At 42.1% G+C, this 26,417-nt stretch carries 25 protein-coding genes; 10 read left to right on the forward strand and 15 right to left on the reverse strand.

The window, feature by feature from the left end; genetic code table 11:
* Nucleotides 1-62: 62 nt before the first annotated feature.
* The 6 genes from AAG747_RS02540 to AAG747_RS02565 form a co-directional block, all read right to left on the reverse strand.
* Nucleotides 63-587 carry a DUF4199 family protein gene (locus AAG747_RS02540; RefSeq protein ID WP_346819551.1) on the reverse strand — a complete coding sequence of 175 codons (525 nt, stop codon included), beginning with the start codon at nucleotides 585-587 and terminating at the stop codon, nucleotides 63-65.
* 301 nt (nucleotides 588-888) lie between these two features.
* A complete protein-coding gene (locus AAG747_RS02545; protein WP_346819552.1) occupies nucleotides 889-1,830 on the reverse strand; it encodes a hydrogen peroxide-inducible genes activator in 942 nt (313 codons plus the stop codon).
* 25 nt (nucleotides 1,831-1,855) lie between these two features.
* Nucleotides 1,856-2,413, reverse strand: a complete 558-nt coding sequence (locus tag AAG747_RS02550) for a hypothetical protein (protein WP_346819553.1) — start codon at nucleotides 2,411-2,413, stop codon at nucleotides 1,856-1,858.
* 407 nt (nucleotides 2,414-2,820) lie between these two features.
* On the reverse strand, nucleotides 2,821-3,390 hold the full coding sequence (locus tag AAG747_RS02555) for an HD domain-containing protein (RefSeq protein ID WP_346819554.1): 570 nt from the start codon (nucleotides 3,388-3,390) through the stop codon (nucleotides 2,821-2,823).
* 313 nt (nucleotides 3,391-3,703) lie between these two features.
* Entirely contained in the window at nucleotides 3,704-4,615 is a 912-nt protein-coding gene (locus AAG747_RS02560; RefSeq protein ID WP_346819555.1) for an SdiA-regulated domain-containing protein, read from the reverse strand.
* A 604-nt stretch (nucleotides 4,616-5,219) separates the two neighbouring features.
* The gene (locus tag AAG747_RS02565; protein WP_346819556.1) at nucleotides 5,220-6,005 is read right to left on the reverse strand and encodes a lysophospholipid acyltransferase family protein; all 786 of its coding nucleotides are present in this window, start codon (nucleotides 6,003-6,005) and stop codon (nucleotides 5,220-5,222) included.
* Between the two features lie 153 nt (nucleotides 6,006-6,158).
* On the opposite strand from AAG747_RS02565, the gene AAG747_RS02570 reads away from it, so the two are divergent.
* The 7 genes from AAG747_RS02570 (at nucleotide 6,159) to rpsJ (ending at nucleotide 15,063) form a co-directional block, all read left to right on the forward strand.
* A complete protein-coding gene (locus tag AAG747_RS02570; protein WP_346819557.1) occupies nucleotides 6,159-7,295 on the forward strand; it encodes an NAD(P)/FAD-dependent oxidoreductase in 1,137 nt (378 codons plus the stop codon).
* 308 nt (nucleotides 7,296-7,603) lie between these two features.
* Nucleotides 7,604-10,228 carry an ATP-dependent chaperone ClpB gene (clpB, locus tag AAG747_RS02575; protein ID WP_346819558.1) on the forward strand — a complete coding sequence of 875 codons (2,625 nt, stop codon included), beginning with the start codon at nucleotides 7,604-7,606 and terminating at the stop codon, nucleotides 10,226-10,228.
* Nucleotides 10,229-10,473: 245 nt separating this feature from the next.
* Nucleotides 10,474-11,559, forward strand: coding sequence for a chorismate synthase (gene aroC, locus AAG747_RS02580; protein ID WP_346819559.1), 1,086 nt, complete (start codon nucleotides 10,474-10,476; stop codon nucleotides 11,557-11,559).
* 121 nt (nucleotides 11,560-11,680) lie between these two features.
* The gene (rpsL, locus tag AAG747_RS02585) at nucleotides 11,681-12,052 is read left to right on the forward strand and encodes a 30S ribosomal protein S12 (protein ID WP_346819560.1); all 372 of its coding nucleotides are present in this window, start codon (nucleotides 11,681-11,683) and stop codon (nucleotides 12,050-12,052) included.
* A 52-nt stretch (nucleotides 12,053-12,104) separates the two neighbouring features.
* The gene (gene rpsG / locus AAG747_RS02590; protein ID WP_346819561.1) at nucleotides 12,105-12,587 is read left to right on the forward strand and encodes a 30S ribosomal protein S7; all 483 of its coding nucleotides are present in this window, start codon (nucleotides 12,105-12,107) and stop codon (nucleotides 12,585-12,587) included.
* A 5-nt stretch (nucleotides 12,588-12,592) separates the two neighbouring features.
* Nucleotides 12,593-14,725, forward strand: a complete 2,133-nt coding sequence (fusA, locus tag AAG747_RS02595; protein ID WP_346819562.1) for an elongation factor G — start codon at nucleotides 12,593-12,595, stop codon at nucleotides 14,723-14,725.
* A 32-nt stretch (nucleotides 14,726-14,757) separates the two neighbouring features.
* Nucleotides 14,758-15,063, forward strand: a complete 306-nt coding sequence (gene rpsJ, locus AAG747_RS02600) for a 30S ribosomal protein S10 (protein WP_346819563.1) — start codon at nucleotides 14,758-14,760, stop codon at nucleotides 15,061-15,063.
* A 127-nt stretch (nucleotides 15,064-15,190) separates the two neighbouring features.
* On the opposite strand, the gene AAG747_RS02605 is transcribed toward rpsJ, so the two are convergent.
* From AAG747_RS02605 to AAG747_RS02635, 7 genes are all read right to left on the reverse strand, one after another.
* Nucleotides 15,191-16,255, reverse strand: a complete 1,065-nt coding sequence (locus tag AAG747_RS02605; RefSeq protein WP_346819564.1) for a M20 family metallo-hydrolase — start codon at nucleotides 16,253-16,255, stop codon at nucleotides 15,191-15,193.
* A gap of 143 nt (nucleotides 16,256-16,398) precedes the next feature.
* A complete protein-coding gene (gene argB, locus AAG747_RS02610) occupies nucleotides 16,399-17,199 on the reverse strand; it encodes an acetylglutamate kinase (RefSeq protein ID WP_346819565.1) in 801 nt (266 codons plus the stop codon).
* Between the two features lie 52 nt (nucleotides 17,200-17,251).
* Nucleotides 17,252-18,199, reverse strand: a complete 948-nt coding sequence (locus AAG747_RS02615) for an N-acetylornithine carbamoyltransferase (RefSeq protein WP_346819566.1) — start codon at nucleotides 18,197-18,199, stop codon at nucleotides 17,252-17,254.
* Between the two features lie 160 nt (nucleotides 18,200-18,359).
* Nucleotides 18,360-19,490, reverse strand: a complete 1,131-nt coding sequence (locus tag AAG747_RS02620; protein ID WP_346819567.1) for an aspartate aminotransferase family protein — start codon at nucleotides 19,488-19,490, stop codon at nucleotides 18,360-18,362.
* 186 nt (nucleotides 19,491-19,676) lie between these two features.
* The gene (argC, locus tag AAG747_RS02625) at nucleotides 19,677-20,651 is read right to left on the reverse strand and encodes an N-acetyl-gamma-glutamyl-phosphate reductase (RefSeq protein WP_346819568.1); all 975 of its coding nucleotides are present in this window, start codon (nucleotides 20,649-20,651) and stop codon (nucleotides 19,677-19,679) included.
* Complete coding sequence (gene argG / locus AAG747_RS02630) at nucleotides 20,644-21,837, reverse strand: argininosuccinate synthase (protein WP_346819569.1); 1,194 nt, start codon at nucleotides 21,835-21,837, stop codon at nucleotides 20,644-20,646. The genes argC and argG overlap by 8 nt, the downstream gene beginning before the upstream one ends.
* Nucleotides 21,838-21,985: 148 nt before the next feature.
* The gene (locus tag AAG747_RS02635; RefSeq protein ID WP_346819570.1) at nucleotides 21,986-22,675 is read right to left on the reverse strand and encodes a GNAT family N-acetyltransferase; all 690 of its coding nucleotides are present in this window, start codon (nucleotides 22,673-22,675) and stop codon (nucleotides 21,986-21,988) included.
* 288 nt (nucleotides 22,676-22,963) lie between these two features.
* On the opposite strand from AAG747_RS02635, the gene AAG747_RS02640 reads away from it, so the two are divergent.
* The gene (locus AAG747_RS02640; RefSeq protein ID WP_346819571.1) at nucleotides 22,964-23,335 is read left to right on the forward strand and encodes a hypothetical protein; all 372 of its coding nucleotides are present in this window, start codon (nucleotides 22,964-22,966) and stop codon (nucleotides 23,333-23,335) included.
* Here AAG747_RS02640 and AAG747_RS02645 read toward each other — a convergent pair.
* Nucleotides 23,313-24,494: a trans-sulfuration enzyme family protein gene (locus AAG747_RS02645; protein WP_346819572.1), complete on the reverse strand. Its 1,182-nt coding sequence runs from the start codon at nucleotides 24,492-24,494 to the stop codon at nucleotides 23,313-23,315. The two genes, AAG747_RS02640 and AAG747_RS02645, sit on opposite strands and share 23 nt — an antisense overlap.
* Before the next feature lie 88 nt (nucleotides 24,495-24,582).
* Nucleotides 24,583-24,999: an OsmC family protein gene (locus tag AAG747_RS02650; RefSeq protein ID WP_346819573.1), complete on the reverse strand. Its 417-nt coding sequence runs from the start codon at nucleotides 24,997-24,999 to the stop codon at nucleotides 24,583-24,585.
* A gap of 130 nt (nucleotides 25,000-25,129) precedes the next feature.
* On the opposite strand from AAG747_RS02650, the gene AAG747_RS02655 reads away from it, so the two are divergent.
* Both AAG747_RS02655 and AAG747_RS02660 read left to right on the forward strand, forming a co-directional pair.
* Nucleotides 25,130-25,447: a rhodanese-like domain-containing protein gene (locus AAG747_RS02655; protein WP_346819574.1), complete on the forward strand. Its 318-nt coding sequence runs from the start codon at nucleotides 25,130-25,132 to the stop codon at nucleotides 25,445-25,447.
* 190 nt (nucleotides 25,448-25,637) lie between these two features.
* Nucleotides 25,638-26,255, forward strand: a complete 618-nt coding sequence (locus AAG747_RS02660) for a porin family protein (protein WP_346819575.1) — start codon at nucleotides 25,638-25,640, stop codon at nucleotides 26,253-26,255.
* Nucleotides 26,256-26,417: the final 162 nt, after the last annotated feature.

The following is a 26,417-nucleotide window of genomic DNA, read 5'->3' on the forward strand; positions in this document are numbered from 1 at the left end:
TAGAAAAATTCCCCTTACACTTTTTGTTGTAAGGGGAATTTTTTTTGTGGATGCTGCCTGGCTTATTTTGATCTTTTAAAAAATAACATAAAGAGGAATGTATGAAACATTCCTACCAGAAAGATCCCTGTAAGTTGGTCAAACGCTAATTGTTTGGGTGTCAAAGCTAATAAGTTTTGACGAGTAGTGTCATAGTCTTGCTGGCTTAACGTTTCTACCAAATGCTCTTTGGAATTCTCTAACAGTGCTAATGACTCCTCCAAGTAAACATTTAAGGCACTTTGATCTGCATCGAATGCTTGCAAATACAGAAGCAAGATTCCCCCATACAACAAACTCGCTGTAGCGTTCAACACAAAACCAAAACCTAAACCTTGTTGCCCACTCATCATTCCTTGGTTGAGTTTGTCCCGGAAATACATCATCCCTCCCGCAAAAAACAGCGCATACAAACCAATATACAAGTATTTGAATCTTCCAAAAGGGTTAAGTTGAAAAATTTCGTGTAGGGAGATGATATAGATAGCACAGGCACTTGCTGCAATGAAACTAGTTACTACGGCACACCGGATTAATTTTGCATTCATAGTTAGGTATTAATCAACTAAAATAAATTCGACAAATAATTTTTATTCAACACTTTGTTGCTTCTATTTTTAGCCGAGAGCATGTTTAAAATTCGCTGCGGGCTTGCCCCGCGGGAGGTGCTCCTTCGAGAGGTGCTCCTTTGATGGCCGCCCCTTTGTTGGTAAAAATTCTCAGTATAGCACTATTTGCCCGGGTACTCAAAATATTGCAATGAGGTTCCTGAAATGAGAGCTTTTGACCTGAAGGATAAATTTAAACATGTTCTTAAAGCCCGGGGGTATGTTCTCAGGCGAATTTCTTTTATTGCCATTCCACCAATGTTCCCCTGTTCGCTGATAGCATTGGTTCCGGAATACTTTGTTGAATAGCCTGTTCCAAAATGCCGATCAGCTTTTCTTTTACAAAGCTGCGAGCATATACCAGGCTGACTTCACGCAAGGGAAAAGAGTCTATAAATGTCTTGACCTGCACCCGTTTATTTATAGGTAAGTCTTCAACCGCCAACTCGGGAAGAAGAGTGAAACCACCTTCTTTGTCCACTAGTTTGATCAGTGTATCCAAAGAACCGCTGGCGTATTCGATGGGTAAACTATGTTGTTGGAGATTGAGGTAAGAACAAAGGTTCAGAACCTGATTGCGGAAGCAATGTCCTTCGTTGAGCAACCAAATTTCCGGATCGGCAATTTCCGCCATATTTACCTGGCTTTGATTGGCAAAGCGATGTTCCGGATGAGGATATACCTGTATTCCTTCATAAAACATCGGTTTTGCAATGATGCCGTCTTCATGGAGTGGGGTTACCAGTATGCCCACATCGATTAAGTCTTTGTGCAGGTATTCTACTATTTCTTCCGTGAGCAATTCCTTGATATGCACCTTTAGGTCCGGGTAGGTTTTGACAAAATCTCCGATAAAGCGGGGAAGCAGGTAGGGTGCCAGTGTCGGAATAATGCCTATTTTCAGCTCCCCGCTGATTTTTTGTTGAAAGAAATCTATGGTATCGTGCAGTTTGCGTACTTCACTTAATACCGAGCGAGCTTGTTTGATTACTGCCTTTCCGATATCGGTGGGAATAACCGGTTGTTTGCTGCGGTCGAAAATGATAATGCCCAGTTCCTCTTCCAGTTTTTTGAGTTGCATGCTCAAGGTAGGCTGAGTCACAAAACATTTTTCGGCTGCTGTGGCAAAGTGCCGGTAAGTATCCACGGCTATTACGTATTCCAATTGTACGAGGGTCACCATCTTAGCTGATTTTTGAATGGAAGGTTTAGAGTGAAATTTCTCCGATGATATGATATTGGTGAGGCGAGCCAGTGGCCAATTGTTTGAGGCCGTCAATACCATACTTTTTTACCATGCCTTTTTCAATATACATGGTGAGTGTTTTTATGTCTTGGTACAATTGGTTAGTCGTTTGAGTTTGTATTTCAATAAACTGTACTTCTTCATTTTGTTCGTGGATCACAAGTTTTTGTACGTTAGCCGAATTTTCTTTGCTCTCATATGTGGTAATATCCACTCCACCTTTGTGCTCTTTTTTTACTTCGTAAGCTCCTTGCAAAATGGGTTTATTGATATTGGTTTCTTCAAAGGGCTTCAGCTCTTTTGACCAATCTTCAATTTTTTGCTCTACCAGATTCGATTGTTGTTCGCCCACCTGCCCCTTTTTCTTGACTACGGGATTGAGCGCTTCTAACTTTTTGACTTGGCCCTGGATAAAGGTTGCCATGTCGAAATAGAGGTCGATATTAGACTGTTTGTCGGAAGTAGGTACACATCCTTGTGCTATAACTACACTTATTAATACAAGAAATAACGATTTCATGAGAATTTTCTAAAGCATTGACGTGAGATTTAGGTGTAAAGTTAATAAAGCTTTATGTAATCAATCCTGAGATAGATTGAGAATAAGAATTTTAACATATATTGGGAGGTGAATTCCGGGAAGGAGGAAAGGCAAAAAATAGAGAAAAGAAAGGAAAATACCTTTCAATACAGCCATTAGAGCATGTTAGGAATTCTTTACGGGAGATTCTCCTTTGAGAGGCCGCCCCTTAGGCGGTAAAAATTCTCGCTTTAGGATTCTCAAAATACTGCATTGAGGTTCCTGAAATGGAAGCTTTTGACCCAAAGGCTGAAATTTAAATATGCCCTTAGACGTATCTGAAGGAACTAGCCTACGGATGAATTAATCTTTGGATGAAGACAAGATCAATGGCCGCAAGGTATACTTTAGTTTTGCTCTAATACATACATTTTGGCAAGCTCTTGTCTGGATTTTGCCAGATAGGAATTGAATAATTTGTTTAAGCCCGGGTGAATGTTTTCAATTTGGACTACTACTTCTTCTGCCCAATTGAGGTATTCCAGTTTTCTTTGGGTGGACCAAGAGGGGGGAGAGTATAAGATATCTTTTACATTACAAATTTTATCGGCAATCCGGAGCAACTTGGCTTTAGAAGATAACGCTTTTGCATTGATAATCTGCAGTCGTTTCCGCTCTTGACAAGGAAGGCTCATATCATCCGTCACTTCCAGCACCAGGCGCTTTACTTCGTTGCCAAATAGCAATTCTATCTCTTCCGGATAAGTTTGCGTATCTTCGATGGTGTCGTGAAGGATGGCGGCCATAAGAAGGTTCTCATCCGTGATTGCAGCGGTCTCAGAAAGGATATTGGCTACCTGAATGGGGTGGTTGATAAACGGAACGCCCTCTTTACCTTTTCGCTTCTGATGCTTGTGTTTTTCGCTGGCAAATTGAATCGCTTTTAATAATTTGGCGTAATTTGCTTTTGGCAACATAACTTATTTTGGTTTTAGGTCAATGATGCATTCAGGTGGTTGAGTTGGTCAGTAAGTTTAATAAGTGTAATTTGTTGCTAAACTCTTCTATAATAAATAACGTCAATAATGAAATTATCGCTTGCTTCTTGCCGCTATATTAAAGATTATTTAGATAAAATTGTGGTTAGCTCACTAATAATTATAATTCTTAATTCGTTTTTTCCTCTATTGTAACCCTGATGGTCCTCTTCTTGACAAAAATTGTCCGGGGGCGTTTGCCTTAAGGTTAATTATTATTGATCCAAAGCTTTTTCGAGTTTTCCTCTGCCTTTCACTTTTCTTTGCTGTTTGGCCTCAGCTTATTTTCAAAACGCTGAATTTCCGGTTGTGAGAAACTGGCTTCTGTTGAGAGATATAGTGTGAGGTTAGGAGAAAAACAGATGCCTTCCGGTTGCCGGATTTTTTCAGGGTGAATGGGAATAATCCCTTTGATTTGTTTACCGTCCGGTGATAAGATCACTATTTTTTTACCTTGGTGAGAAAGGAGGTATATCTCTTGGGTCTGAGGGTGAAGAACGATCCCGGATGGAGCAAATTTATCTTTTTTGTTACCCGTCATCTTTTGAATCTCTTCTATATCGATGATGGCAAAAGGCTCCTTCTCCAGTTGATGTGTATGCAAGTCAAAAGCGTAAATAGCCCTACTATGTTTGTATTTTTTCTTTTTGAGATGGGGTTTTCCCTTACAAGCTAACAATAGGCGATGATTGTTGGCATCATAGCAAAGGCCTTCTATGTCATTTTTTTTACTGAGGGCAGTATTGAATTCGGCCACTTTTAATTTTTTACTTTTAAACCCTCTCAACCGAAAAAGCTTTCCATCGCTCCGGGCTATATAGAGTACGGTATCTACCTTTGCTATTCCTTCATAGTCTCCTTCTTTTCCGAAAAGGTATTCATGGGTGATCTTACGGGCTTTGGCATCGTAAATATATACAATACCTAACTCGTCTTGAACACAAGCCAATAGGCCCTCTCTTATGTACGTGATTCCTGAAATCTCATTCAGAATATCGGGAAGGACATACTCATCATCGGGTGTATCCAGGGTGTAGGGAAAATTAGGGTGAACAGCGTTCCCTTCCGTATTTTTCGAAGAGTTTTTGGGGGAAGAGCATTGCCAAAGGCAAATAAGGCATATTAGTCCGCTCCATATTTGCCAGAGAGGTGTTGTAGATCGCATGTCTGTGCTTTTTATATATACATACGAAATTGCAAAAGAGTATTGAGGTAAAAAATTTTCCTGTATAATTTTTTTTACCTTACTCAAAAAGGGAGTAGACAATGCCAGCCTTCCTTATTGCAAGGGAGAAATATGCCTGATGACTAGGAGTAAATAGGCAAATGTATGTCAAAAAAATTGTTAAGAGAGTTAAGAGCTTACTAAAGTTTTCTGTTAAGAGGGGTGGGCTCAGGTAGAGCTTTTTTCATACAGATCCAATAAAAAGAGGTGATGGCAATCAGGTAAACCACAGCCAATAAGACCAATAGACTCCATTCCATATTTACTTTGAGGTAAGTCAATAAAGGCAGTGCCTTTTCAATAGGAAAAAGGGCTAATAATAACATGATGTAATCAGAAAAAATGAACAATCCTTGATAAAATGAACCTTTTTTAAGGTTTGTTTGGATAGTTTGAAGTTTAGCTATTAGTAGGTAGTAATTGCTAGATAATTTAGGAATTATTAACTAAATGTCAAAATATTTTTTGTGAATATTCAGTTTGGTGTGTTGCTTAACAGTTGTAAGTTGTTGCCCTCTCTGTTTATTTTACCTGGTAAATTTTACTATTTTGGAGGGTTTTTATCTTCTATTACTTCTTGCTCTATTTCCCTTTCAATCACTTTTACAATCTCTTCTACCGAAGCCTTATAGTCGATGTGTACCGGGGGTTTAAACCTTACTGAAAGTGTGGTGTTTCTTTTTTTAAAAAACAGCCCTTTTTTATCAAAGGCTCTTCGAAAACCGTTGATGACAACCGGAATCACGATGGGTTGGAATTTTTTGATGAAAAAGCCGGTCCCTTTGCGTATTGGGGCATATGGGCTGGTAGTGCCTTGGGGAAAGCTGACAACCCAACCATGTTGGAGTGCACTGTTGACTTTGTCTTCCGCCCCTTTGTCTACGGTTCTCTTCACATTGGCTCCGTTGGCCCGCCAGGAACGTTCTACCTTGATGGCCCCGCCATAGCTGAACAGTTTTGGCAATACCCCGCCTTTCTCCATGGTTTCGGAAGCGGCAATATAATAAGACTTGGCTCTGGGAGCCAATAAGTACACCGGAAACCGGATACTGTTCTTGAATCCCCACTTTACACTACTGAAAATATGGTAAAATGCAATGACATCGGCAAAATAGGTTTGATGGTTGGAAAGGAATAATACATTGTTGTCAGGGAGGCCTTCAAGGTGTTCGGTACCTTCCACTTTTAAATGGTTGGTGATGGCCAATCGGGGGTAAGTGACAATGCCTAATACCGAAATAGCAAAGCGTTTGATAAGGAGGTAATTTCCAAAGGGGTCCTGCTCTAATAAGGACCGGACCCAATGGATCATTGCTTTTATGAGTTTCATAAGGTTGTGATAATTATTGCAAAAATAGTGGGTTTGTCCAATTTTCGAGAGCCTTCCCACCGGTATAGTTGTTTTGAGTATTGATCGTCCACACACGATTCCTCTCATTATTGTATAAATTAAGCTGAATTTATGGATTAACTAGTATTCTTTATGTTAAGTTATTGGGAAAAAGATGTCTTTCTACAGTACGATTATATCCTTGTTGGTGCTGGTATTGTAGGCTTGTCCACCGCTATTGCTTTGGCCGAAAATCAACCGGATAAGTCAATATTGGTTTTGGAGCGGGGATTGTTGCCTACGGGAGCCAGTACAAAAAATGCAGGTTTTGCATGTTTCGGTAGTGTGACCGAAATTTTATCCGATTTACAACAGCAACCGGCAGAAGAAGTACAAGGTTTAATTCAAAAACGCTGGGAAGGTCTGCAAAAGCTCCGGACCAAAGTAGGAGACCAGGCATTGGGGTATCAGGCATGGGGAGGTTATGAATTGATTTTACAAGGGCAAGCCTTTAACCCGGACGCACTGGAGCAAGTTAATGAATGGTTATGGCCACTTTTTAAAAGGGCGGTCTTTACCTTGGATGATTCACGCATTACTTCTTTCGGCTTTTCCAAACAACAAGTCAAACACATCATTCATAATCCGTTAGAAGGGCAATTGCATCCAGGACGGTTAATGCATGCTCTGTTAAAACAAGCTCAAACACAGGGAGTTAAAGTGCTGACGGGTGCCGAAGTACGCCAGTGGAAGGAAAGCAAAGATGGAGTGGAGTTGTATGTGTTTGACAAAACAAATGAAGAAGAAATTATTTTTCAAACGGATAAACTCGCCTTATGCACCAATGCCTTTTCTAAACAATTGTTGCCTGGCTTGGATTTAACTCCGGGCAGAGGGATGGTTTTGGTTACCTCTCCTGTTCCCAAATTGAAAATACAAGGTACTTTTCATTTTGAAGAAGGATATTACTACTTCCGGAATATTGAAAACCGGGTATTGTTAGGAGGAGGCAGGCATTTGGCTTTAGCAGAGGAAAGTACTACAGAAATGAAAGTGAATCCGTTGATCCGGCAAAAGCTTAACAAACTACTTACTGAAGTACTTTTACCTAATACTCCTTTTTCTATTGAACATGAATGGGCCGGGGTCATGGCTTTTGGCAAAACCAAACAACCGGTATTGTGTCAACACAGTGCCCGGGTATTTCTTGGTTTGCGTTTAGGCGGGATGGGCGTGGCTATCGGGATGGAGTTAGGAGAAAGGCTGGCTGAGCTACTTGACAACTCCTAAGTTTGATTTTTGTTCGAAGGTAACTGAAAAATTGTCATTATAAAAAGCTGTTTTTCAATAAAATAAGTCAAATTGGCTTCGCTTTTTTTCCTGTACTGTAATAATGTCTTGTTTTGATAGGATGGTTTTCTATTTGTTTAATGGCAAGGTACCAAACCATGAAAACTAATTACTTTAATACGTCGGCTAATCCCTGTGGAAAACATTGACTTTCCACAGAATGAGGTAGGGAAGGTGGAGGGTGCTGATCCCTCCACCTTATATTTAGTCAAAATGTTATTATAGGAACAAGAATATTTTATCAAGCTATGAACATTAACCAATATACCATCAAATCGCAGGAAGCACTACAAAGTGCCGCGTCCTTGGCCTCTTCCAATCAACAACAAATTGTTGAAACGGGCCACTTGTTGAAAGCTTTAATGCAACAGGATGACAACCTGTTTACTTTTCTATCGAAAAAATTAAATGTAAATAGAAATTACCTGAGCGGGCAACTGGACCAAGTGATTAACGGCTATCCTAAATCCAGTGGTCAACAACCGTATTTTTCCAACGATGCCCACAAAGCTCTGCAAAGGGCAGAGAAATATATGCGCGACTTGAAAGATGAATATGTGGCGGTAGAACATATTTTATTAGGAGTCCTGGATGGAAATGAGCGCGTAGCGACCTTATTAAAAGACGTAGGCTTTAATGAGAAGCACCTGATCAAAGCGATTAAAGAATTGAGGGGTGGGGAAAATGTGAAAGACCCCAATGCCGAGTCAAAATACAAATCCTTGGAAAGGTATTCTCAAAACTTGAATAACCTGGTAAAACAAGGCAAGCTCGATCCGATTATCGGAAGGGATGAGGAAATCAGGCGGGTGTTACAAATCTTGAGTCGAAGGACGAAAAACAATCCTATGTTGGTAGGTGAACCCGGGGTGGGAAAAACCGCTATTGCCGAAGGCTTGGCTCAACGGATTGTGGCTGGTGATGTACCGGATAATCTGAAGGATGTAGAGATTGTGAGTTTGGATATGGGATTATTGGTGGCTGGAGCCAAATACAAAGGTGAGTTTGAAGAGCGGCTTAAGTCCGTGATCAAGGAAGTAGTGGATTCGGCCGGGAAAATTGTCCTGTTCATTGATGAAATTCATACGCTGATCGGGGCGGGCTCGAGTGGTGAAGGAGCCATGGATGCGGCCAATTTATTAAAACCGGCCTTGGCCAGGGGCGAATTACGTTCGATCGGTGCAACCACTCTTAAAGAGTATCAGAAGTATATTGAAAAAGATAAAGCACTGGAGCGAAGGTTTCAAACCGTTATGATTGACGAGCCTTCCGTTCAGGACGCGATTTCTATCTTGAGAGGGATCAAGGAAAAATACGAAGTGCATCATGGGGTGCGGATCAAAGACGATGCGATTATTTCTGCGGTAGAGTTGTCTCATCGCTATATCAGTGACAGGCACTTGCCGGACAAAGCGATTGACCTGATGGATGAAGCCGCAGCCCGTATGCGGATTCAGATTGATTCCTTGCCTGAAGAATTGGATGAGTTGCAGAGGAAAATTATGCAATTGGAAATTGAACGGGAAGCCATCCGTAGAGAGAAGGACAAAGAAAAAGAAGCTGTGTTAACCAAGGACATTGCCGACCTGACGGATAAATTGAACAGCCTGAAAGCCAAATGGAAAAATGAAAAGGAAATCATTGAAAACATTCAAAAGGCGAAGGAAAGCATCGATCAATATAAAAGTGAGGCGGACCGTGCCGAAAGGGAAGGGAATTTTGGCTTGGTAGCAGAACTGCGCTATGGCAAGATCAAAGAAGCAGAGGACCAGTTGGAGCAATTACAACAACAACTTAATAAACAACTGGAAGAAAGTCCCTTATTAAAAGAAGAAGTGACCTCGGAAGAGATTGCCGAAGTGGTTTCCAAATGGACGGGCATACCGGTAAGCAAAATGTTACAGAGTGAAAGGGAAAAACTCTTAGATCTGGAAGTAGAACTTCGTAAACGCGTAGCGGGGCAGGACGAGGCTATTCAGGCGGTAGCAGATGCCGTACGAAGGGGAAGAGCGGGCCTGCAAGATCCTCGAAAACCCATCGGTTCTTTCATCTTTTTGGGAACGACCGGTGTGGGGAAAACAGAGTTGGCGAAAACACTGGCAGAGTTTCTCTTTGATGACGAAAGTGCCATGGTACGGATTGATATGTCCGAATATCAAGAACGCCATTCGGTAAGCCGTTTGATAGGTGCACCTCCGGGCTATGTGGGGTATGATGAAGGCGGGCAGTTGACCGAAGCTGTGCGGAGAAAACCGTATTCGGTGATTTTGTTGGATGAAATCGAAAAAGCACATCCGGATGTATTTAACATTCTACTCCAAGTGTTGGACGATGGTATTTTGACGGATAATAAAGGGCGGGTTGCGAATTTTAAAAATACAATCATCATTATGACCTCCAATATCGGTTCGCAAATTATCATGGACCAATTCCGGACCCTTACGGAGCACAATGAAAGTGAAGTGTTGGAAACGACTAAGCAGGAAGTGTTTGAGTTATTGAAAAAATCCGTTCGTCCGGAATTTCTGAACCGGGTGGATGAAATTATTATGTTCAAGCCACTTTCCAAAACGGAAATGCGGAAGGTTACGGAAATCCAGTTCCGGGATATTCAACGAAGGTTGGAAGCTTCCGGAATTGTGTTGGAGTCATCCAAAGAAGTATTGGATTACTTAAGCCGGTTGGGCTACGATCCGCAATTCGGGGCCAGGCCGTTAAAACGGGTAATGCAGAAAGTTTTGTTGAATGAATTATCCAAAGAAATTCTGAAAGGTACCGTCCACAAAGACTCTGTGGTAGGCATCGATCTGGATGAGGATAACCAAATCCGCTTTGAAAACGTATCTACTATTGATATAAATACCAAAGAGTAACTTTAGGAATTGATTTGTGTATAAAAATAAATGCGGGGACAGTGTCCCCGTTTTTTGTTTTCATGTATAACATTTTATTAGTAAAGCCTTCAGGCAATCACAGACTTCTATTGCCTTACCTTGAAGGATAGCCCCTCCGCTTCTCTTCCACTTTTATGCTTATTGTAATAAAATCTTATAATCTCTCTAATAAATTTTTAACTTTGCTGTAGTTCAATATCTGCAAGAGAGAATAATAAATCTTAATGAACAGTTACGGGAAATTATTCAGAGTCACCACATTTGGTGAATCACATGGAAAGGCGTTAGGCGTCATTGTGGACGGTTGTCCGGCCGGTTTGAAATTAGACGAAGCAGCGGTACAAACAGAATTGGCCCGGAGAAAACCCGGTCAGTCCAAGATTACAACGCAACGTAAAGAAGAGGATCAGGTGGAATTTCTCTCAGGGGTATTTGAAGGAGTCACCACCGGAACTCCGATCGGGATGGTTATTTTTAACACCGACCAACGGAGTAAAGACTATTCGCATATCAAGGATGTATTCCGGCCCTCCCATGCGGATTATACCTTCCAAGAAAAATACGGAGTCCGGGATTACCGGGGAGGCGGTCGAAGTTCGGCCCGTGAAACGGCCGCAAGAGTGGCTGCCGGGGCAATAGCCAAACAGTTCCTGAAGCAATTGGGCATCAACGTGCACGCGTATGTTTCGCAAGTTGGGGCGATGAAATTGAGCACTCCCTATCAGCAGTTGGATCTTTCTACGATTGATGATACCATTGTTCGGTGTCCGGATCCGGCAATGGCCGAACAAATGATAGAGTTGATTGATCAGACACGTAAAAACAGGGATACCATCGGTGGAGTTGTCAGTGCGGTGATTGAAGGAGTCCCGGTGGGCTTAGGAGAACCGGTATTCGATAAGTTACATGCTGAGCTGGGAAAAGCGATGCTGAGCATCAATGCGGTAAAAGGTTTTGAATACGGAAGCGGATTTGAGGGCGTGGAAATGTTAGGGTCCGAGCACAACGATCAGTTTTATTCGGAAGACGACCAGGTCAAGACCAAAACCAATTATTCCGGAGGGATTCAAGGAGGGATTTCCAATGGGGAAGATATTTACTTTCGAGTGGCTTTTAAACCTGTCGCCACCATTATGAAAGACCAGCAAAGTATTGATGCGGAAGGGAACGAAGCTCTTGTACAAGGAAAAGGCCGTCATGACCCCTGTGTAGTGCCCCGGGCAGTGCCTATAGTAGAAGCAATGGCCGCTTTGGTGATTGCAGATTTTTACCTTAGAAACCAAGGATCCAGCCTGGAAAAACTCATATAATGATTTTTCCAAATAAAAATAAAGGAGATTGAAAAATAAATTCATAGCTAATTTTGTAAAAAAGAGCTAATTAGCTACTTTTGCAACTCATTTTACAGTAGAGTTTTAAATTTTTGGATAAATGCCTACTATTCAGCAATTAGTAAGAAAAAGTAGAAATAAGATTGTATCAAAGTCCAAATCACCTGCATTGGACTCATGCCCTCAGAGAAGAGGCGTATGTACAAGAGTGTATACCACAACTCCTAAAAAGCCGAATTCGGCGATGAGAAAAGTGGCCAGGGTTCGATTGACCAACGGGAAAGAAGTGAACGCTTATATCCCCGGAGAAGGTCATAACCTACAAGAACACTCAATTGTATTGATCCGTGGTGGCCGGGTAAAAGATTTACCGGGTGTGAGATACCACATTATCCGTGGGGCTTTGGATACTGCCGGTGTAGAAGGCAGACAACAAAGAAGATCTAAATACGGAACAAAAAGACCTAAATAAAAAAAGAAGGTAATCGAGCGCAGTTATGATTACTTTAATAATTTAATCTGTCATGAGAAAAGCAAAACCTAAAAAGAGATATGTGCTTCCTGATCCGAAGTTCAGTGATGTGTTGGTAACCAAGTTTGTCAACAACTTGATGTTGGAAGGCAAGAAAAGCATAGCCTATAGCATTTTCTATGACGCTTTGGACTTGGTAGAAGAGCGTTTAGGGAAAGGTGAGGAGAAAGTGAACGGATTGGAGATTTGGAAAAAAGCCTTAGGAAATGTGATGCCGGCAGTAGAGGTGAAAAGCCGAAGAGTAGGAGGAGCTACCTTTCAAGTACCTACCGAAGTACGTCCCGCCAGAAAAGAATCTTTAGGCATCAAATGGTTGATCAAATATGCTCGCGGACGTAACGAAAGAACCATGGTAGAGCGTTTGGCCGGAGAAATCATTGCCGCTTCAAAAGGAGAAGGATCCGCAGTGAAGAAGAAAGACGACACACATAGAATGGCAGAAGCAAATAAAGCATTTTCACATTTTAGATTTTAATAAAAGTGGCTAAAAGAGACTTAACATACCAACGGAATATCGGTATCATGGCTCACATCGATGCCGGGAAGACGACAACGACTGAGCGTATCTTGTATTACACAGGTATCAGTCATAAAATTGGTGAGGTGCACGATGGTGCGGCTACTATGGACTGGATGGAGCAAGAGCAAGAGCGTGGTATCACCATTACTTCTGCGGCTACTACGACCTCTTGGAAGTATCCTACCGTGCAAGGTCAAGCAATTCCAGACACCAAAGATTACCGTGTAAATATTATCGATACTCCCGGTCACGTGGACTTTACTGTGGAGGTGGAGCGGTCTCTAAGGGTATTGGATGGTGCAGTTGCGCTTTTCTGTGCTGTTTCTGGGGTAGAACCTCAATCTGAAACTGTTTGGAGACAAGCAGATAAATATCACGTGCCTCGTATCTGTTTTGTGAACAAAATGGATAGAGCAGGTGCTGACTTTACCAATGCGGTAAACGAAATCAAGGAGAAATTAGGCGCAAACCCTGTGCCTTTGCAAGTGCCGATTGGAGCGGAAGAAAACTTCAAAGGAGTAGTTGACTTGATTACCAATAAGGGTATTATCTGGAACGATGAAGACCAAGGGATGACCTATGAGATCATCGATATTCCGGAGGATATGAAAGAAGAGGTAGAAAAGTGGAGACAAGAATTGGTGGAGAACGTAGCTCTTTATGACGAAGAATTGTTCATGAAGTACGATGAGGATCCCGATTCTATCACTGAAGAAGAAATGAAAGCGGCTATCCGTAAGGCGGTTATTGACTTGTCAATGTCTCCTGTAATGTGCGGTTCTGCTTTTAAAAATAAAGGGGTACAAGCCTTATTGGATGCGGTTGCCGCCTACTTGCCTTCTCCTTTGGATCTTCCTCCTGTACAAGGTAAACACCCTGATACAGAAGAAGAAATCGTGAGAAAGCCCGATGTAGACGAGCCGTTTTCTGCCTTGGCCTTTAAAATCGCTACGGATCCTTACGTGGGTAGATTGTGTTTTATGAGAGCTTACTCCGGTAAATTGGAGGCCGGTTCTTATATCACCAATATGCGTACCGGGAAAAAAGAGCGTATCTCTCGCCTTCTACAAATGCATGCTAACAAGCAAAATGCAATTAGCGAAGTAGAAGCCGGAGATATCTGTGCCGGTGTTGGATTCAAAGATATCAAAACCGGTGATACCTTGGTTGCTGAAGGCCATCCGGTTATCTTGGAAGAAATGACCTTCCCTGAGCCGGTAATTGGTTACGCTATCGAGCCAAAGAAACAAGCCGATGTGGATAAACTCTCTAATGCTTTATCTAAATTAGTAGAGGAAGATCCTACCTTGACGGTACGTACTGACCAAGAAACCGGTCAAACCGTATTGAAAGGAATGGGTGAGCTTCACTTGGAAATCATCATCGACCGTCTTAAAAGAGAATTTAAGGTGGAGATCAACCAAGGTGCTCCTCAAGTAGCTTACAAAGAAGCGATCACTGCTTCTGTAGAACATAGAGAAGTATACAAAAAACAAACGGGTGGTAAAGGTAAATTTGCCGATATCCAGTTTGAGTTGATGCCTGCTGATGATGACAAGCCAGGGTTAGAGTTCGTTGACGAAATCAAAGGTGGGGCAATTCCAAGAGAATTTATCCCTGCAGTGAAGAAAGGTTTCGAGGAAGCTATGAAGAATGGTGTACTTGCCGGATTCTCTATTGATGGGATGAAAGTAAGATTGTTCTTCGGATCTTTCCACGATGTTGACTCTGATTCGCTTTCTTTCGAATTAGCAGCTCGCATTGGATTCAAAACGGCCGCGGCAAAAGCGAAACCGGTGTTGTTGGAGCCAATCATGGCTGTGGAAGTAACCAGCCCGGATGAATATACTGGTAGTGTAATCGGTGATTTGAACAAACGAAGAGGTTTGCCGAAAGGACAAGACGTAAAAGGTGGTGCTGTAGTTATCAAAGCAGATGTGCCTTTGTCTGAGTTGTTCGGTTACGTAACGGATTTACGTACGATTACTTCCGGTAGAGCTTCAGCTACGTTGACATTCTCTCACTATGCTGAGGTTCCTAAAAATATCGCTGATTCAGTGATCAATGAAATAAAAGGTGTTACCGCTAAATAAGTTATTGGCAGACGGCTAATAGATTTTTAATTATGAATCAAAAAATTAGAATAAAATTAAGATCCTACGATCACAATTTGGTTGATAAATCATCTGAGAAGATCGTAAAAGCTGTAAAGGCAACAGGCGCTGTGGTAAGCGGCCCGATTCCATTACCTACTGTAAAAGAAAAATTTACGGTGTTGAGATCACCTCACGTAAATAAGAAGTCAAGAGAGCAATTCCAACTTTGTACTTACAAAAGATTGGTGGACATCTACTCTTCTTCTACGAAAACCGTGGATGCATTGATGAAGCTGGAATTACCTAGCGGTGTCGATGTAGAGATCAAAGTGTGATCCATTACACACCTAAAAGTAAAAGCCTCAAAGTCAATTGACTTTGAGGCTTTTTTTCTTCCATTAAGAAAAGGTATACCATCAGGAAAAGTTTTTACTCTCAATCCTTCAATCCTCCATTCCTTTCTTAAAGCACCTTTCCTAATAGCTGTATATACAAGTCGATCCCTTCTTCCAGCTCTTTTAAAAAAATAAACTCATTGGCAGTATGGGATCTTTCCGATTTCCCCGGGCCGATTTTTAGCGATGGGTAGGGAATCAGTGCCTGGTCGGAGAGGGTAGGAGAACCAAACGTTGTGCGGCCTAAAGTTTTTCCAGCCACTACAATAGGATGTTCCGGATCAATATAGCTCGGATTCAAACGGGTAGAACGGGCTTTTACTTCACAGTCCAAATGTTCTTGAATGATCGCTAAAGTTTCTCGGTTGGAATAAGCATCTGTAGTACGTACATCTACCGTAAACTGACAGCGATCAGGAATGACATTGTGTTGTGTACCCGCTTGGATAACGGTTACTGACATTTTAATAGGACCGAAGATCTCGGAAACTTTGGGATATTGAAAACTGTGAAACCATTCTATACAAGGAAGGGCTTTACTGATAGCATTTACCCCTTGGTTGCGGGCAGCGTGTCCGGATTTCCCAAAAGCAGTACAATCCAATACCATCAGCCCTTTTTCGGCTATAGCCAATTGCATTTCCGTAGGCTCCCCCACAATGGCAAAGGCAAGTTCGGGCAATTCCGGAAGTACCTTGGCAATGCCATTCTGTCCGGAGATTTCCTCTTCGGCAGTAGCTGCCAGTACCAGGTTGTATTTTAAATCCGGTTGAGGATAATAATAAAGAAATGTCGCGATCAAAGATACCAATGCTCCTCCCGCATCATTGCTTCCTAACCCAAACAATTTACCTTCTTCCACTTCAGGTGTGAAAGGATCTTTTGTCCAATCTTTATTGGGCTTTACCGTATCGTGATGAGAGTTGAGCAGTATGGTAGGTTTTTCAGAATTAAAATATTGATTAAATGCCCATACATTATTTTGCAAAGTATGTGTTTCTGCTACTCCATGTTTTTTTAAAAATATGTTGATAAGCTCTGCGGTAAGGTTTTCTTCCCGGCTCAATGAGGAGGTAGCAATTAATTTCTTTAACAATTCCGTAGCTTCCCGGATAAGCGTTTCAATTCCCATAATGTAGGTGTCTATTAAGGATAAAGGGGGAGAGGGGTTGAAATAAGGTAAGCATCTGTTGTCTACTTACTTTCCTACCTCTTTCCTTACAGCTCCCTGTTTTCTTCTAATTTGATGAACTGTTTTTAATTCCCAGTGCTTGATCATTGTTTGACAGGGCCTTGTAAGAGTGTTCCCAATACATCGTTTTCCGTAATCGAGTGTAGCAAATCTTCCGCTTTCCCAATGATTACCGAATGAACTCCTTTGTGGAGTGTCTCGAAGGCATTGTCCAGTTTCGGAATCATTCCGGCAGCGATTACTCCTTCTTGTTTTAAATGCTGATAAGCCGTTTCATCCAATTGACGGATCACACTGTTCTCATTATCTATACTTTTCAATACTCCTTTTTTCTCAAAGCAGTAAACCAACTCTGTTTGGTAAAAACCGGATAGGGCAATGGCCAACTGAGCGGCAATCGTATCTGCATTCGTATTGAGCATGGTACCTTGTTGGTCGTGGGTAAGAGCCGCAAATACAGGAACAAAACCACCTTTGAGAAAAACATCCAGCTTTTCTCCATCTACTTTGTCTATATCTCCTACAAACCCATAATCTATTTGCGGATGCACTCTTTTATGCGCCTGGATGATATTACCGTCTGCTCCTGTCAGCCCGATGGCATTGCATTGGTGAGCTTGAAGTTGGGCTACTACATTTTTATTAATCAGTCCACCGTATACCATCGTCACCACTTTTAAAGAATCGGCATCCGTTACCCGTCTCCCATCGATCAGTTTTGGCGAGATGCCTAATGTAAGACTTAAGTCCGATGCAATTTTTCCACCGCCATGCACCAAAACCTTTTTTCCCGGAATGACTGCAAAATCTTTTAAAAAAGTGTTTAACCTTTCGGGGTTGTCAATAATATTTCCCCCTATTTTAATAATATGTATTTTTTCCATCTTTGTTTCCGTTCAGATTACAAGTCAGTCCGTTGGATGGTCTGCCTTGTGTTTAATTGCTTTCTAAAATTGATTTGAGAACAGCCTGCATTGCGAAAGTCCGGTTGTTTGCCTGTTCCAATACCAGTGAAGCCGGGCTGTCGATTACGGCATCGGATACAATCATGTTCCGTCTTACGGGCAAGCAATGCATAAACTTTCCTTGGTTTGTCAATGCCATTTTTTCCCGGGTGATGGTCCAGTTGGAATCTGTTGAAAGGATTTTTCCATATTGCTGAAAAGACGACCAGTTTTTGGCATATACAAAATCGGCTCCTTGCAGTGCTTCGTCTTGCTGATAACTGACAGTGGCGTTGCCCACAAATTGCTCATCCAGTTCATAGCCTTCCGGGTGTGTAATGACCAAATCTACATCTGCTTGGTTCATCCATTCCGCAAAAGAATTCGGTACGGCTTGTGGCAGCGCTCTGGGATGAGGGGCCCAAGTCAATACTACTTTGGGTTTGGCGTTGGTTTGATGCTCTTTGATGGTCATCAGATCTGCCAAAGATTGCAAGGGATGCCGGGTGGCGGACTCCAAACTCACAATGGGGACAGAGGCAAAATCTAAAAAGCTTTGTAAAATATGGTCGGAATAGTCTGCATTTCTGTCGGTAAGACCTGGAAAAGACCGGATGCCCAACACATCACAATACTGGCTGATTACTCCGGCAGCCTCTTTGATATGCTCTGCTTTGTCACCATCCATGAGTACTCCCATTTCCGTTTCGATTCTCCAGCCTTCTTTGTCAATATTCATGACAAAAAGCTCCATCCCCAGGTTTTGTGCCGCTTTTTGTGAGCTTAGACGGGTTCTAAGACTCGGGTTAAAAAAAATCAATCCCAGTGTTTTATTCTCTCCGATGGCTTTGTTAGAAAAGGGCGATTGCTTCAGGCTTAACCCTTCCAATGCCAAAGCATTTATATCCTGTACATCTTGTACTGAGGTGAAGTTTTTCATAATACGAATTTTGTTATGATGATAAGTTGTTTGTGGGCCTTTTACTAAGAGGTTTGCAAATTCTAATTTCAGATTTAATGCTTTGTTTGCAACGATACATTTGCCACCGGAGGAGTATTGAGAAGAACTTGTTTTGCTACTCATCCGGTGGCTGGCAGTATTAACCGAGCAGTTCTTTTTTCAAAGCTTCGACAAAAATATCTGCCTGAGCTTGTTTCAATGTCAAAGAAGGAAGTACACGCATGGTGTTGGGCTCTGAGGAAGAACCCGTAAAAATTTTGTGTTCAAATAAGAGTTTTTTCCGGAGAGTGGCTGCCGCTTCAGCCAACTCAATACCGATGATCAGCCCTTTTCCCCGTACCTCTTGAATACCGGGAACGGTATTGAGCTGTTTTAATAAATATTCTCCTACATTGGCTGCATTTTCAACCAGATTCTCTTGTTCCATCACTTCCAATACGGCCAAAGAAGCGGCACATGCAAGATGGTTTCCACCAAAGGTAGTACCCAACAATCCAAAGGATGCTTCAAATTTAGGGTGGATCAATACGCCTCCTACCGGAAAGCCATTGCCCATACCTTTGGCTGTGGTTATAAGATCCGGCTCGATACCACTGTATTGATGGGCAAAGAATTTCCCGCTGCGTCCGTATCCCGATTGGATTTCATCCAGGATGAGTACCGTTTCGTATTTATCACATAAAGCCCGTAGCGTTTGCAAAAACTCCGTTTCAGGTTCATATACCCCTGCTATTCCCTGAATCCCCTCTACAATTACTGCTGCAATGGCCTCTTTTTCAAAAGCGGAATTTAAGGCTTCGATGTCGTTCATTTCCAAGGTCAACACTGAGTGATGTCGGTTCAAAGGAGCCTGTATTTTCGGGTTGTCCGTAACAGCTACAGCGGCAGAGGTACGGCCGTGAAATCCTTTTTTGAAGGTGAGGACCGTAGAGCGCTTGGTGTGAAAGGAAGCTAGTTTTAACGCATTCTCGTTTGCTTCCGCTCCACTGTTACATAGAAATAACCGGAAGGCATCATAACCCGAAAGTTGTCCTAGTTTGGTGGCCAACTCCTGTTGCAAAGGATTTTGAATACTATTGGAATAAAAACCTATTTTTTTTACCTGTTCGGTGATGCGTTCAATGTAGTGGGGGTGCGAGTGCCCGATGGAAATGACCGCATGCCCTCCGTACAGATCTAAATATTTTTGCCCGGTGTTATCCCATATATATACATCTTCCCCTTTCACCGGTTCTATATCGAATAGCGGATATACATCAAAGAGTTTCATTGGAGTCGGTTTTAAGAATAGAATTATAGATTGATTTACGATGAAATACTCTCTCCGGAAAGTAGAGATGTGAAAAAAGCCGATTGTTGTATGGCTACATGGGAGAAGAAATAATACCTCCCCCATGTTTTGTTTCAGAGAAGCAAGTATGCCAAAATCTTCAGCGCTGCTTACACACTGTAGCGCTTAAAAAGCAGCGGGTTTCCACAACAGTCCGGCAGTTTCTTCCAGTCCGAAGAGTAAATTCATGTTTTGAATTGCCTGTCCTGAAGCACCTTTGGCTAAGTTGTCTATTGCACTGGTGATCAATACCTTATTTCCTTGTTTTTGAACATGGATAAAACATTTGTTGGTATTTACCACCTGTTTCAAATCCACAGGCTGGCTGCTTACATGTGTAAAAGGATGCTCTTGGTAATACTCTTGATACAGATGGACAACCTCTTCTTCAGATAAAGGACAGTTCAAGTAAATGGAAGCTAAAATACCCCTGGTAAAATTTCCCCGGTAAGGGATAAAGTTGATTTCCTGTTGAAATTCACCTTGCAAACTGGCCAAACTTTGTTTGATTTCGTGCAAATGTTGGTGGGTGAAAGCCTTGTACGTGGAAATATTATTGTTTCGCCAGGTGAACCCGGTCGTTTTTTGGAGTTTTTGACCTGCTCCGGTAGAGCCGGTAATGGCACTGATATGGATTTCCTCCTGCAGTTGTCCTGCTTTGGCCAAGGGGAGTAAGCCTAATTGAATACAGGTAGCAAAGCAACCTGGGTTAGCGATAGCCTTGGCTTCCTTAATCCGCTTGCGTTGTAACTCGGGCAAGCCGTAAACAAAATTTCCTGCATTTTCGGCCAAGCGGAAATCATGGCTTAAATCAATGATTTTGACAGGCTCGGGCACTGGGTTGTTCTGTAGGAATACCCGCGATTCGCCATGGCCCAAGCAAAGAATGACAACGTCTACCTCTTCATAGTGTAAGTGCTCGGTAAAGGTCAATTCAGTTTCTCCTAACAAGTCTGCATGTACGGCATATAGTTTGTTTCCGGCATTACTCCGGCTATGGACAAATTTTATTTCCACCTGCGGGTGGTGAAGTAAAATCCGCAGCGTTTCCCCACCGGTAAACCCGGCTCCTCCGATGATTCCTGCTTTTATATTAGTCATTTTGTTTATTGACTTTTGAAAAAATCATAGTTTGGTTAGACAAAATTTTAGCAAAACCCCGGGCATCTTCTCCGGTCCAGGCATTGTTCATTTCTCCGTAAGCACCGAAAGAAGAGGACATCAAATCGTGTGGCGAGCGGATACCTAATACCTGAAAGCGGTAAGGGGCCAGTTCTACGTCTACTTCTCCGGTCACGGTTTTTTGGGTGTCGGCCAAGAAGGTTTCCACATTGCGCATTACCGGATCAAGCATTTGTCCTTCATGAACCAACATGCCATACCAGTTGGCTAATTGATCTTTCCAGTACAGCTGCCATTTGGTGAGGGTGTGTTTTTCCAGTGTGTGATGCGCTTTGATAATGACCATGGGAGCCGCCGCTTCAAAACCTACCCGCCCTTTGATGCCAATGATGGTATCTCCTACATGAATATCGCGTCCGATGCCATAAGGAGCGGCTATTTTTTCCAATTGTTGAATGGCTTCTACCGGAGCATAGGGTTGACCGTTGATTCCGGTAAGTTCTCCTTCCGTAAAAGTAAGGGTGATTTTTTCAGAACTGTCTTTGCTTTGTTGGGTAGGGTAGGCCTCTTCGGGAAGCGGTGCTTCGGAGGTAAGCGTTTCTACTCCCCCAACGGAAGTTCCCCAGATGCCTTTATTGATTGAATATTTGGCTTTTTCCCAGCTTTGTTCGATCCCTTTTTTCTTCAAATATTCGATTTCATCTTCGCGGGATAGTTTTTCATCCCGGATGGGGGTGATAATTTCAATATTAGGAACCATAATATGAAAAACCATGTCAAAACGGATCTGGTCATTACCGGCACCGGTGCTTCCGTGGGCGATGGTTTGTGCTCCGATTTGATTGGCATAATCCGCAATGGCCATGGCTTGAAATACACGTTCCGCACTTACTGACAAGGGATACGTATTGTAACGCAACACATTGCCAAACACCAAATACTTCAGGCATTGCTCATAGTATTTTTGTGTTACATCCAAGCAAGTATGACTTGCAGACCCTAGTTTTATGGCTTGTTGTTCAATGTGTTGAAGCTCTTCTTCCGAAAAACCACCTGTTTGTACAATGGCAGTATGTACTTCCAAGTTTTTTTCTTCTGATAAATATTTTACACAAAAAGACGTATCCAGCCCTCCGCTAAACGCCAGTACTACTTTCTTTTTCATTGTATCTTTATTTTAAGTTCTAGTACTTGTTTATTTAAGAATCAACTTTCTGACTATCATGCTACTTGTAATAGCTGAGGTTCATTCTGAGTTTTTACTTATATTAAATTTTTAAAAAAATCTCTGCTTCCCAGCTTAAGGTCATAGATTATACAAATACTTTCTCACGTTCGGGAACCGGTGTAACGATTCCGAATTTTAGCAAGACATATCGTTTAAACCTTAGCCAACGCTCATAGGCTTTCCAGGAATGGTATTTTCGCTTTTTCCGGGCTTTGGGTTTTTTCGGCTCATGTGGGTCATAGAGCATGCCGGTACATAAACAGTGTTTGCGGCCTGTACGGCTCAGAATATCATAGTTCACACAGCTTTGACAGCCTTTCCAGAAGGCTTCATCAGCACTTAACTCAGAAAATGTGACGGGTTTGTAACCAAGCTCACTGTTGATTTTCATGACGGCCAAACTGGTGGTTAAGCCAAAAAGTTTGGCCTCCGGAAATTTCTTCCGGGAAAGTTCAAACGCTTTCTTTTTAATTTCTTTGGCAAGGCCTGCGCCCCGGAACTCCGGGTTGACGATCAACCCGGAGTTCGCCACATACTTGCCATGTTCCCAGGTTTCGATATAGCAAAAACCTCCGAATATTTGTGTCTCCACATGCAGGGCGATGATGGCCTTGCCTTCGTCCATTTTTAACCGGACATATTCTTCTGTGCGTTTGGCAATTCCGGTACCCCGTTGTTTGGCCGATTCCTCCATCGTCCGGCATATTTCCGATGCGTATTGATGGTGGTTTTCGTTAGCGATGACGACTTTAAAATCAGAAATATGATAAGTCATTTCTTCCCCCAAAATAAGATGATGAAAATTTTACCTTTTGGGACTAAACCCAAAGCCTAAATACTCCACAAAATGTGCAAACAAATACCTCATTGTATATTGTTATGCCAGGCTTTTTAGAAATAATTGTATAGATGTACAGGTTCGGTAAGATAATCGCCACGGAGGCGATTTTGGGTATATATAGGCCTTACGGCCTCCTGAAGAAAGGCCTTATCCTTGAAATCCTCTCTGAAGTAGTGAGAGTGTGGGCGATATGGATAGCTGCGTGTTGTAGCATTATTTTAGATGCTGACAAAGTTATGCAATATTATATCTTTTACAAAAGAAAATCTAAAGCCTTATCGAATAATTAATAAATTATCTGATTTTTGTAAAATCATTAAAAAACAATTGCTTTTATTATTAATTTTTAAAATAAAAAAATGGGGTGTGCCACAGAGCTTTGTTAGTTTTGGTTTTTTGCCTACTGTATTTCCAAGGATTTTACAAATACAAAATGATTTATTAGAACGGATTTTTATGTCTTGGAAAGGAATTGCCAGAGAATATTTAATTCAACAAATGCTAAGAAGATACAACAAAGCCCAAGTACTTATCACTTGGGCTTTTGTCATCGAATGTATTCTGTATTTTTTTAATTCTTCGATTGGGCAATAGCTTGTTCAATATCGGCAATGATATCATCAATATGTTCCAAGCCTGTTGAAATACGTACCAACCCTGGTGTAATGCCCACCGCTTGCCGTTCTTCTTCGGCGAGTTTGGAGTGGGTGGTAGAGGCCGGGTGTGTGGCGATGGAGCGGGTATCACCCAGGTTTGCTGTGAAAGACAACATCTCTAAAGCATCCAGGAATTTCCGTCCGCGTTCGATACCACCTTTGATCTCGAATGTGATGATACCACCTCCCAGGCGCATTTGCTTTTTGGCAAGTTCATACTGGGGATGCGATTTCAAGAAAGGATATTTTACCTGTAACACATCCGCTTGGGTTTCCAGCCACTCCGCCAGTTTTAACGCATTTTCACTGTGTTTTTCCATTCTAACCGGCAAGGTTTCCAAGCTTTTCGACAAGATCCATCCGTTGAAAGGTGAGAGTGCCGGACCGGTATGCCGGGCCAAAAAGCGCACTTCTTTGATCAGTTCTTTGGTACCTAACACCGCTCCGGCAATGGTTCTGCCTTGCCCATCGATATATTTGGTAGCCGAGTGGGTCACAAGGTGTGCACCGAGTTCTGCCGGGTTTTGCAAATAAGGAGTGGCAAAACAGTTGTCTACGTTCAAAATCAAGTCATGTGCATTGGCCAGTTTTGCCAGATATTCGATATCGATCAAATCAATTCCCGGATTCGAAGGGGTTTCTACAAAGAGCATTTTGGTGTTGGGTTGGATGGCTTTTTCAAATCCTTCCAAATCGTGAATATCTACATAGGTATGACTAACTCCCCACCGGGGCAGTATTTGGGTTAATACTTGGTGGGTAGAGCCAAATAAGGAGCGGGAAGCTACAATATGATCGCCCGACTTGACAAATGCAGCCATGCTGATAAACATAGCGGCCATGCCTGAAGCCATCGCCATCCCGTCTTCGGTGCCTTCCAATGCACAGAGTTTTTCGATGAACTCATCGTTATTGGGGTTGGAAAACCGGGTGTAAATATTTCCGGAAATTTCATCGGCAAACATAGCACGCGCCTGCTCCGCATCTTCAAAGACAAAGCTGGATGTGGCATAAATAGGTGCAGTATGTTCCCGGTGGCCGGAGCGTTCGGTTTGTATTCTGACTGCGTTCGTTTCGAAGTTTTTATATTTTTTCATACGAGTAGCATTAAACATCAATTTTCAGTCCTTTAACCCTCTATCCCTCAACCCTCTATCCTTTACTTAAGTCCCGAAAGTATGTTTTTTAAGGGTTTATTTCAAATGTGTAGGTGATTTTTGCAGATTTCTCCAATATCACTCCCACAGAACAGTATTTGTTTACGCCCAGGTCAATGGCCCGGCTTACTTTGTTCTCGTCCAGCTCACCCCAAAGCCTGAAATGTAGATGGATAGCTGTAAAAGGAGCTGGTACCGCATCTGCCCGTTCGGCTGTGACGGTGATTTTTATATCTTGCAGATCTTGTCTTTGTTTTTTAAGAATTTCTACAATATCAAAGCAACTACACGTACCCAAGGCCCCCAATACCACTTGCATCGGGCGCATGCCTTTTCCAGCGCCTCCAATGGCTTCGCTGCCATCGATGGAAATCGTATTGCCATCTTCGTTTGAAGCAACAAAATGAACAGGAGCACTTTCTCGGTTAATTTCTATTTTCATCATTATTGGAAGTTTTTATGGTCAATGCTCTGTGGGGAAGGTATAAATTAACTCACAGAGTTTTGTGAAAGGAATAAAATCCCTTTGTATTTTTGAGCTTTAATACTTAAAGCTGAAAAACAAAATTATAAAAATGAAGGAAATAACAGTTCAGGAGCTTAAGCAAATGATGGATAATCAGGAAGATTTCCAATTGATCGATGTTCGGGAACAAAAAGAATTCAATTTTGCAAATCTGGGAGGAGAACTGATTCCGTTGGGAGAAGTATTGCAAAATGCAGACAAAGTTTCCAAAGATAAGAAGGTTGTAGTACACTGCCGCAGTGGAAAAAGAAGTGAAAATGCCATCCTGCAATTGGAACAGGCTCACGGATTTGATAATCTGTACAACCTGGTAGGAGGGATTTTGGCCTGGTCGGATGAAATAGACCCAACCTTGCCTAAGTATTAAGGAGCTTATACGATTGGCTATCGGTCACTGATATTTTTTCAGTCCGGTAGCCAATCGTCTTTTTGTTCGATCACAAGCGGAACATTCTTTGTACTGATTCTTTGACAAAACAAGGAGTGTATTGAATAGATAATGCTTGAACGCTACAATACCTACCAAGTAATCATTGACTAAACCTAATCTACCAAACATGCAGATGTATTATTCTTTGTCAAAGAAAAAGTTAGTACTATTAAGTTTTTTTTGTTGGGGATTGTGCCTTTCGGGAATGGCACAAGTGACTTTCGGGTTGAAAGGAGGGATAAATGCCAGTAAGTTGGATATCGATGGAAAGCTGGCTGAGCATCAATTGGGGCTTAACCTGGGGATGTTTGTAAATATCCAACGCAGTTACCTGTTTTCCATCCAACCGGAGTTTAACTATAAAACCATCGCCTCCAAAAACCAAAGGACATTGCTCAGCCAACCGGGTAAAGTGGCTACGGTCAAAACCAACCTGCAATACATCAACATTCCTTTATTGGCAAAACTCTCGTTGGGAGATAGAGGCATTGTGGTGCACTTATACGGAGGTCCGGGCTTGGATTTTTTGTTGAAAGGAACCGAAAAGGTGAGTAATGAAAGAGAAGAAGTGACGGATCATTTTAAAAGTGCTAACTTCTTGCTCACGGCAGGGGTTGGCTTGGAAGTGGACAATATTATCATTGATTTTCGCTATGAGAAAGGGCTGACGGATATTACCAAATCAGGAGGGGAAATCAATACACAAACTATCGGTTTGGGAGTGGCTTTAATCTTGGCCAGATAAGATGCTGTTTTGTAAACAAATCCACGGAGAGAGGTAGTCTATGGGAGACTGCCTTTTTTGATGGTAGAAATTTATATATTGAAGTGAATTAACCTTTTTCTTTTTCCTGAAAAATGTTGAAAAAAGGCCCCCTCTGTGTTCCTTTTTTCAACAATAGCTTTG

This window comes from Rapidithrix thailandica, assembly GCF_039710355.1.
GTDB lineage: Bacteria > Bacteroidota > Bacteroidia > Cytophagales > Flammeovirgaceae > Rapidithrix > Rapidithrix thailandica.

Excerpts from the sequence above, each read along its gene's own strand:
- AAG747_RS02540 (WP_346819551.1), bottom strand. The coding sequence starts at position 587 with ATGAATGCAAAATTAATCCGGTGTGCCGTAGTAACTAGTTTCATTGCA.
- AAG747_RS02545 (WP_346819552.1), bottom strand. The coding sequence starts at position 1,830 with ATGGTGACCCTCGTACAATTGGAATACGTAATAGCCGTGGATACTTAC.
- AAG747_RS02550 (WP_346819553.1), bottom strand. The coding sequence starts at position 2,413 with ATGAAATCGTTATTTCTTGTATTAATAAGTGTAGTTATAGCACAAGGA.
- AAG747_RS02555 (WP_346819554.1), bottom strand. The coding sequence starts at position 3,390 with ATGTTGCCAAAAGCAAATTACGCCAAATTATTAAAAGCGATTCAATTT.
- AAG747_RS02560 (WP_346819555.1), bottom strand. The coding sequence starts at position 4,615 with ATGCGATCTACAACACCTCTCTGGCAAATATGGAGCGGACTAATATGC.
- AAG747_RS02565 (WP_346819556.1), bottom strand. The coding sequence starts at position 6,005 with ATGAAACTCATAAAAGCAATGATCCATTGGGTCCGGTCCTTATTAGAG.
- AAG747_RS02570 (WP_346819557.1), top strand. The coding sequence starts at position 6,159 with ATGTTAAGTTATTGGGAAAAAGATGTCTTTCTACAGTACGATTATATC.
- clpB (WP_346819558.1), top strand. The coding sequence starts at position 7,604 with ATGAACATTAACCAATATACCATCAAATCGCAGGAAGCACTACAAAGT.
- aroC (WP_346819559.1), top strand. The coding sequence starts at position 10,474 with ATGAACAGTTACGGGAAATTATTCAGAGTCACCACATTTGGTGAATCA.
- rpsL (WP_346819560.1), top strand. The coding sequence starts at position 11,681 with ATGCCTACTATTCAGCAATTAGTAAGAAAAAGTAGAAATAAGATTGTA.
- rpsG (WP_346819561.1), top strand. The coding sequence starts at position 12,105 with ATGAGAAAAGCAAAACCTAAAAAGAGATATGTGCTTCCTGATCCGAAG.
- rpsJ (WP_346819563.1), top strand. The coding sequence starts at position 14,758 with ATGAATCAAAAAATTAGAATAAAATTAAGATCCTACGATCACAATTTG.
- AAG747_RS02605 (WP_346819564.1), bottom strand. The coding sequence starts at position 16,255 with ATGGGAATTGAAACGCTTATCCGGGAAGCTACGGAATTGTTAAAGAAA.
- argB (WP_346819565.1), bottom strand. The coding sequence starts at position 17,199 with ATGGAAAAAATACATATTATTAAAATAGGGGGAAATATTATTGACAAC.
- AAG747_RS02615 (WP_346819566.1), bottom strand. The coding sequence starts at position 18,199 with ATGAAAAACTTCACCTCAGTACAAGATGTACAGGATATAAATGCTTTG.
- AAG747_RS02620 (WP_346819567.1), bottom strand. The coding sequence starts at position 19,490 with ATGAAACTCTTTGATGTATATCCGCTATTCGATATAGAACCGGTGAAA.
- argC (WP_346819568.1), bottom strand. The coding sequence starts at position 20,651 with ATGACTAATATAAAAGCAGGAATCATCGGAGGAGCCGGGTTTACCGGT.
- argG (WP_346819569.1), bottom strand. The coding sequence starts at position 21,837 with ATGAAAAAGAAAGTAGTACTGGCGTTTAGCGGAGGGCTGGATACGTCT.
- AAG747_RS02635 (WP_346819570.1), bottom strand. The coding sequence starts at position 22,675 with ATGACTTATCATATTTCTGATTTTAAAGTCGTCATCGCTAACGAAAAC.
- AAG747_RS02640 (WP_346819571.1), top strand. The coding sequence starts at position 22,964 with ATGCTGACAAAGTTATGCAATATTATATCTTTTACAAAAGAAAATCTA.
- AAG747_RS02645 (WP_346819572.1), bottom strand. The coding sequence starts at position 24,494 with ATGAAAAAATATAAAAACTTCGAAACGAACGCAGTCAGAATACAAACC.
- AAG747_RS02650 (WP_346819573.1), bottom strand. The coding sequence starts at position 24,999 with ATGATGAAAATAGAAATTAACCGAGAAAGTGCTCCTGTTCATTTTGTT.
- AAG747_RS02655 (WP_346819574.1), top strand. The coding sequence starts at position 25,130 with ATGAAGGAAATAACAGTTCAGGAGCTTAAGCAAATGATGGATAATCAG.
- AAG747_RS02660 (WP_346819575.1), top strand. The coding sequence starts at position 25,638 with ATGCAGATGTATTATTCTTTGTCAAAGAAAAAGTTAGTACTATTAAGT.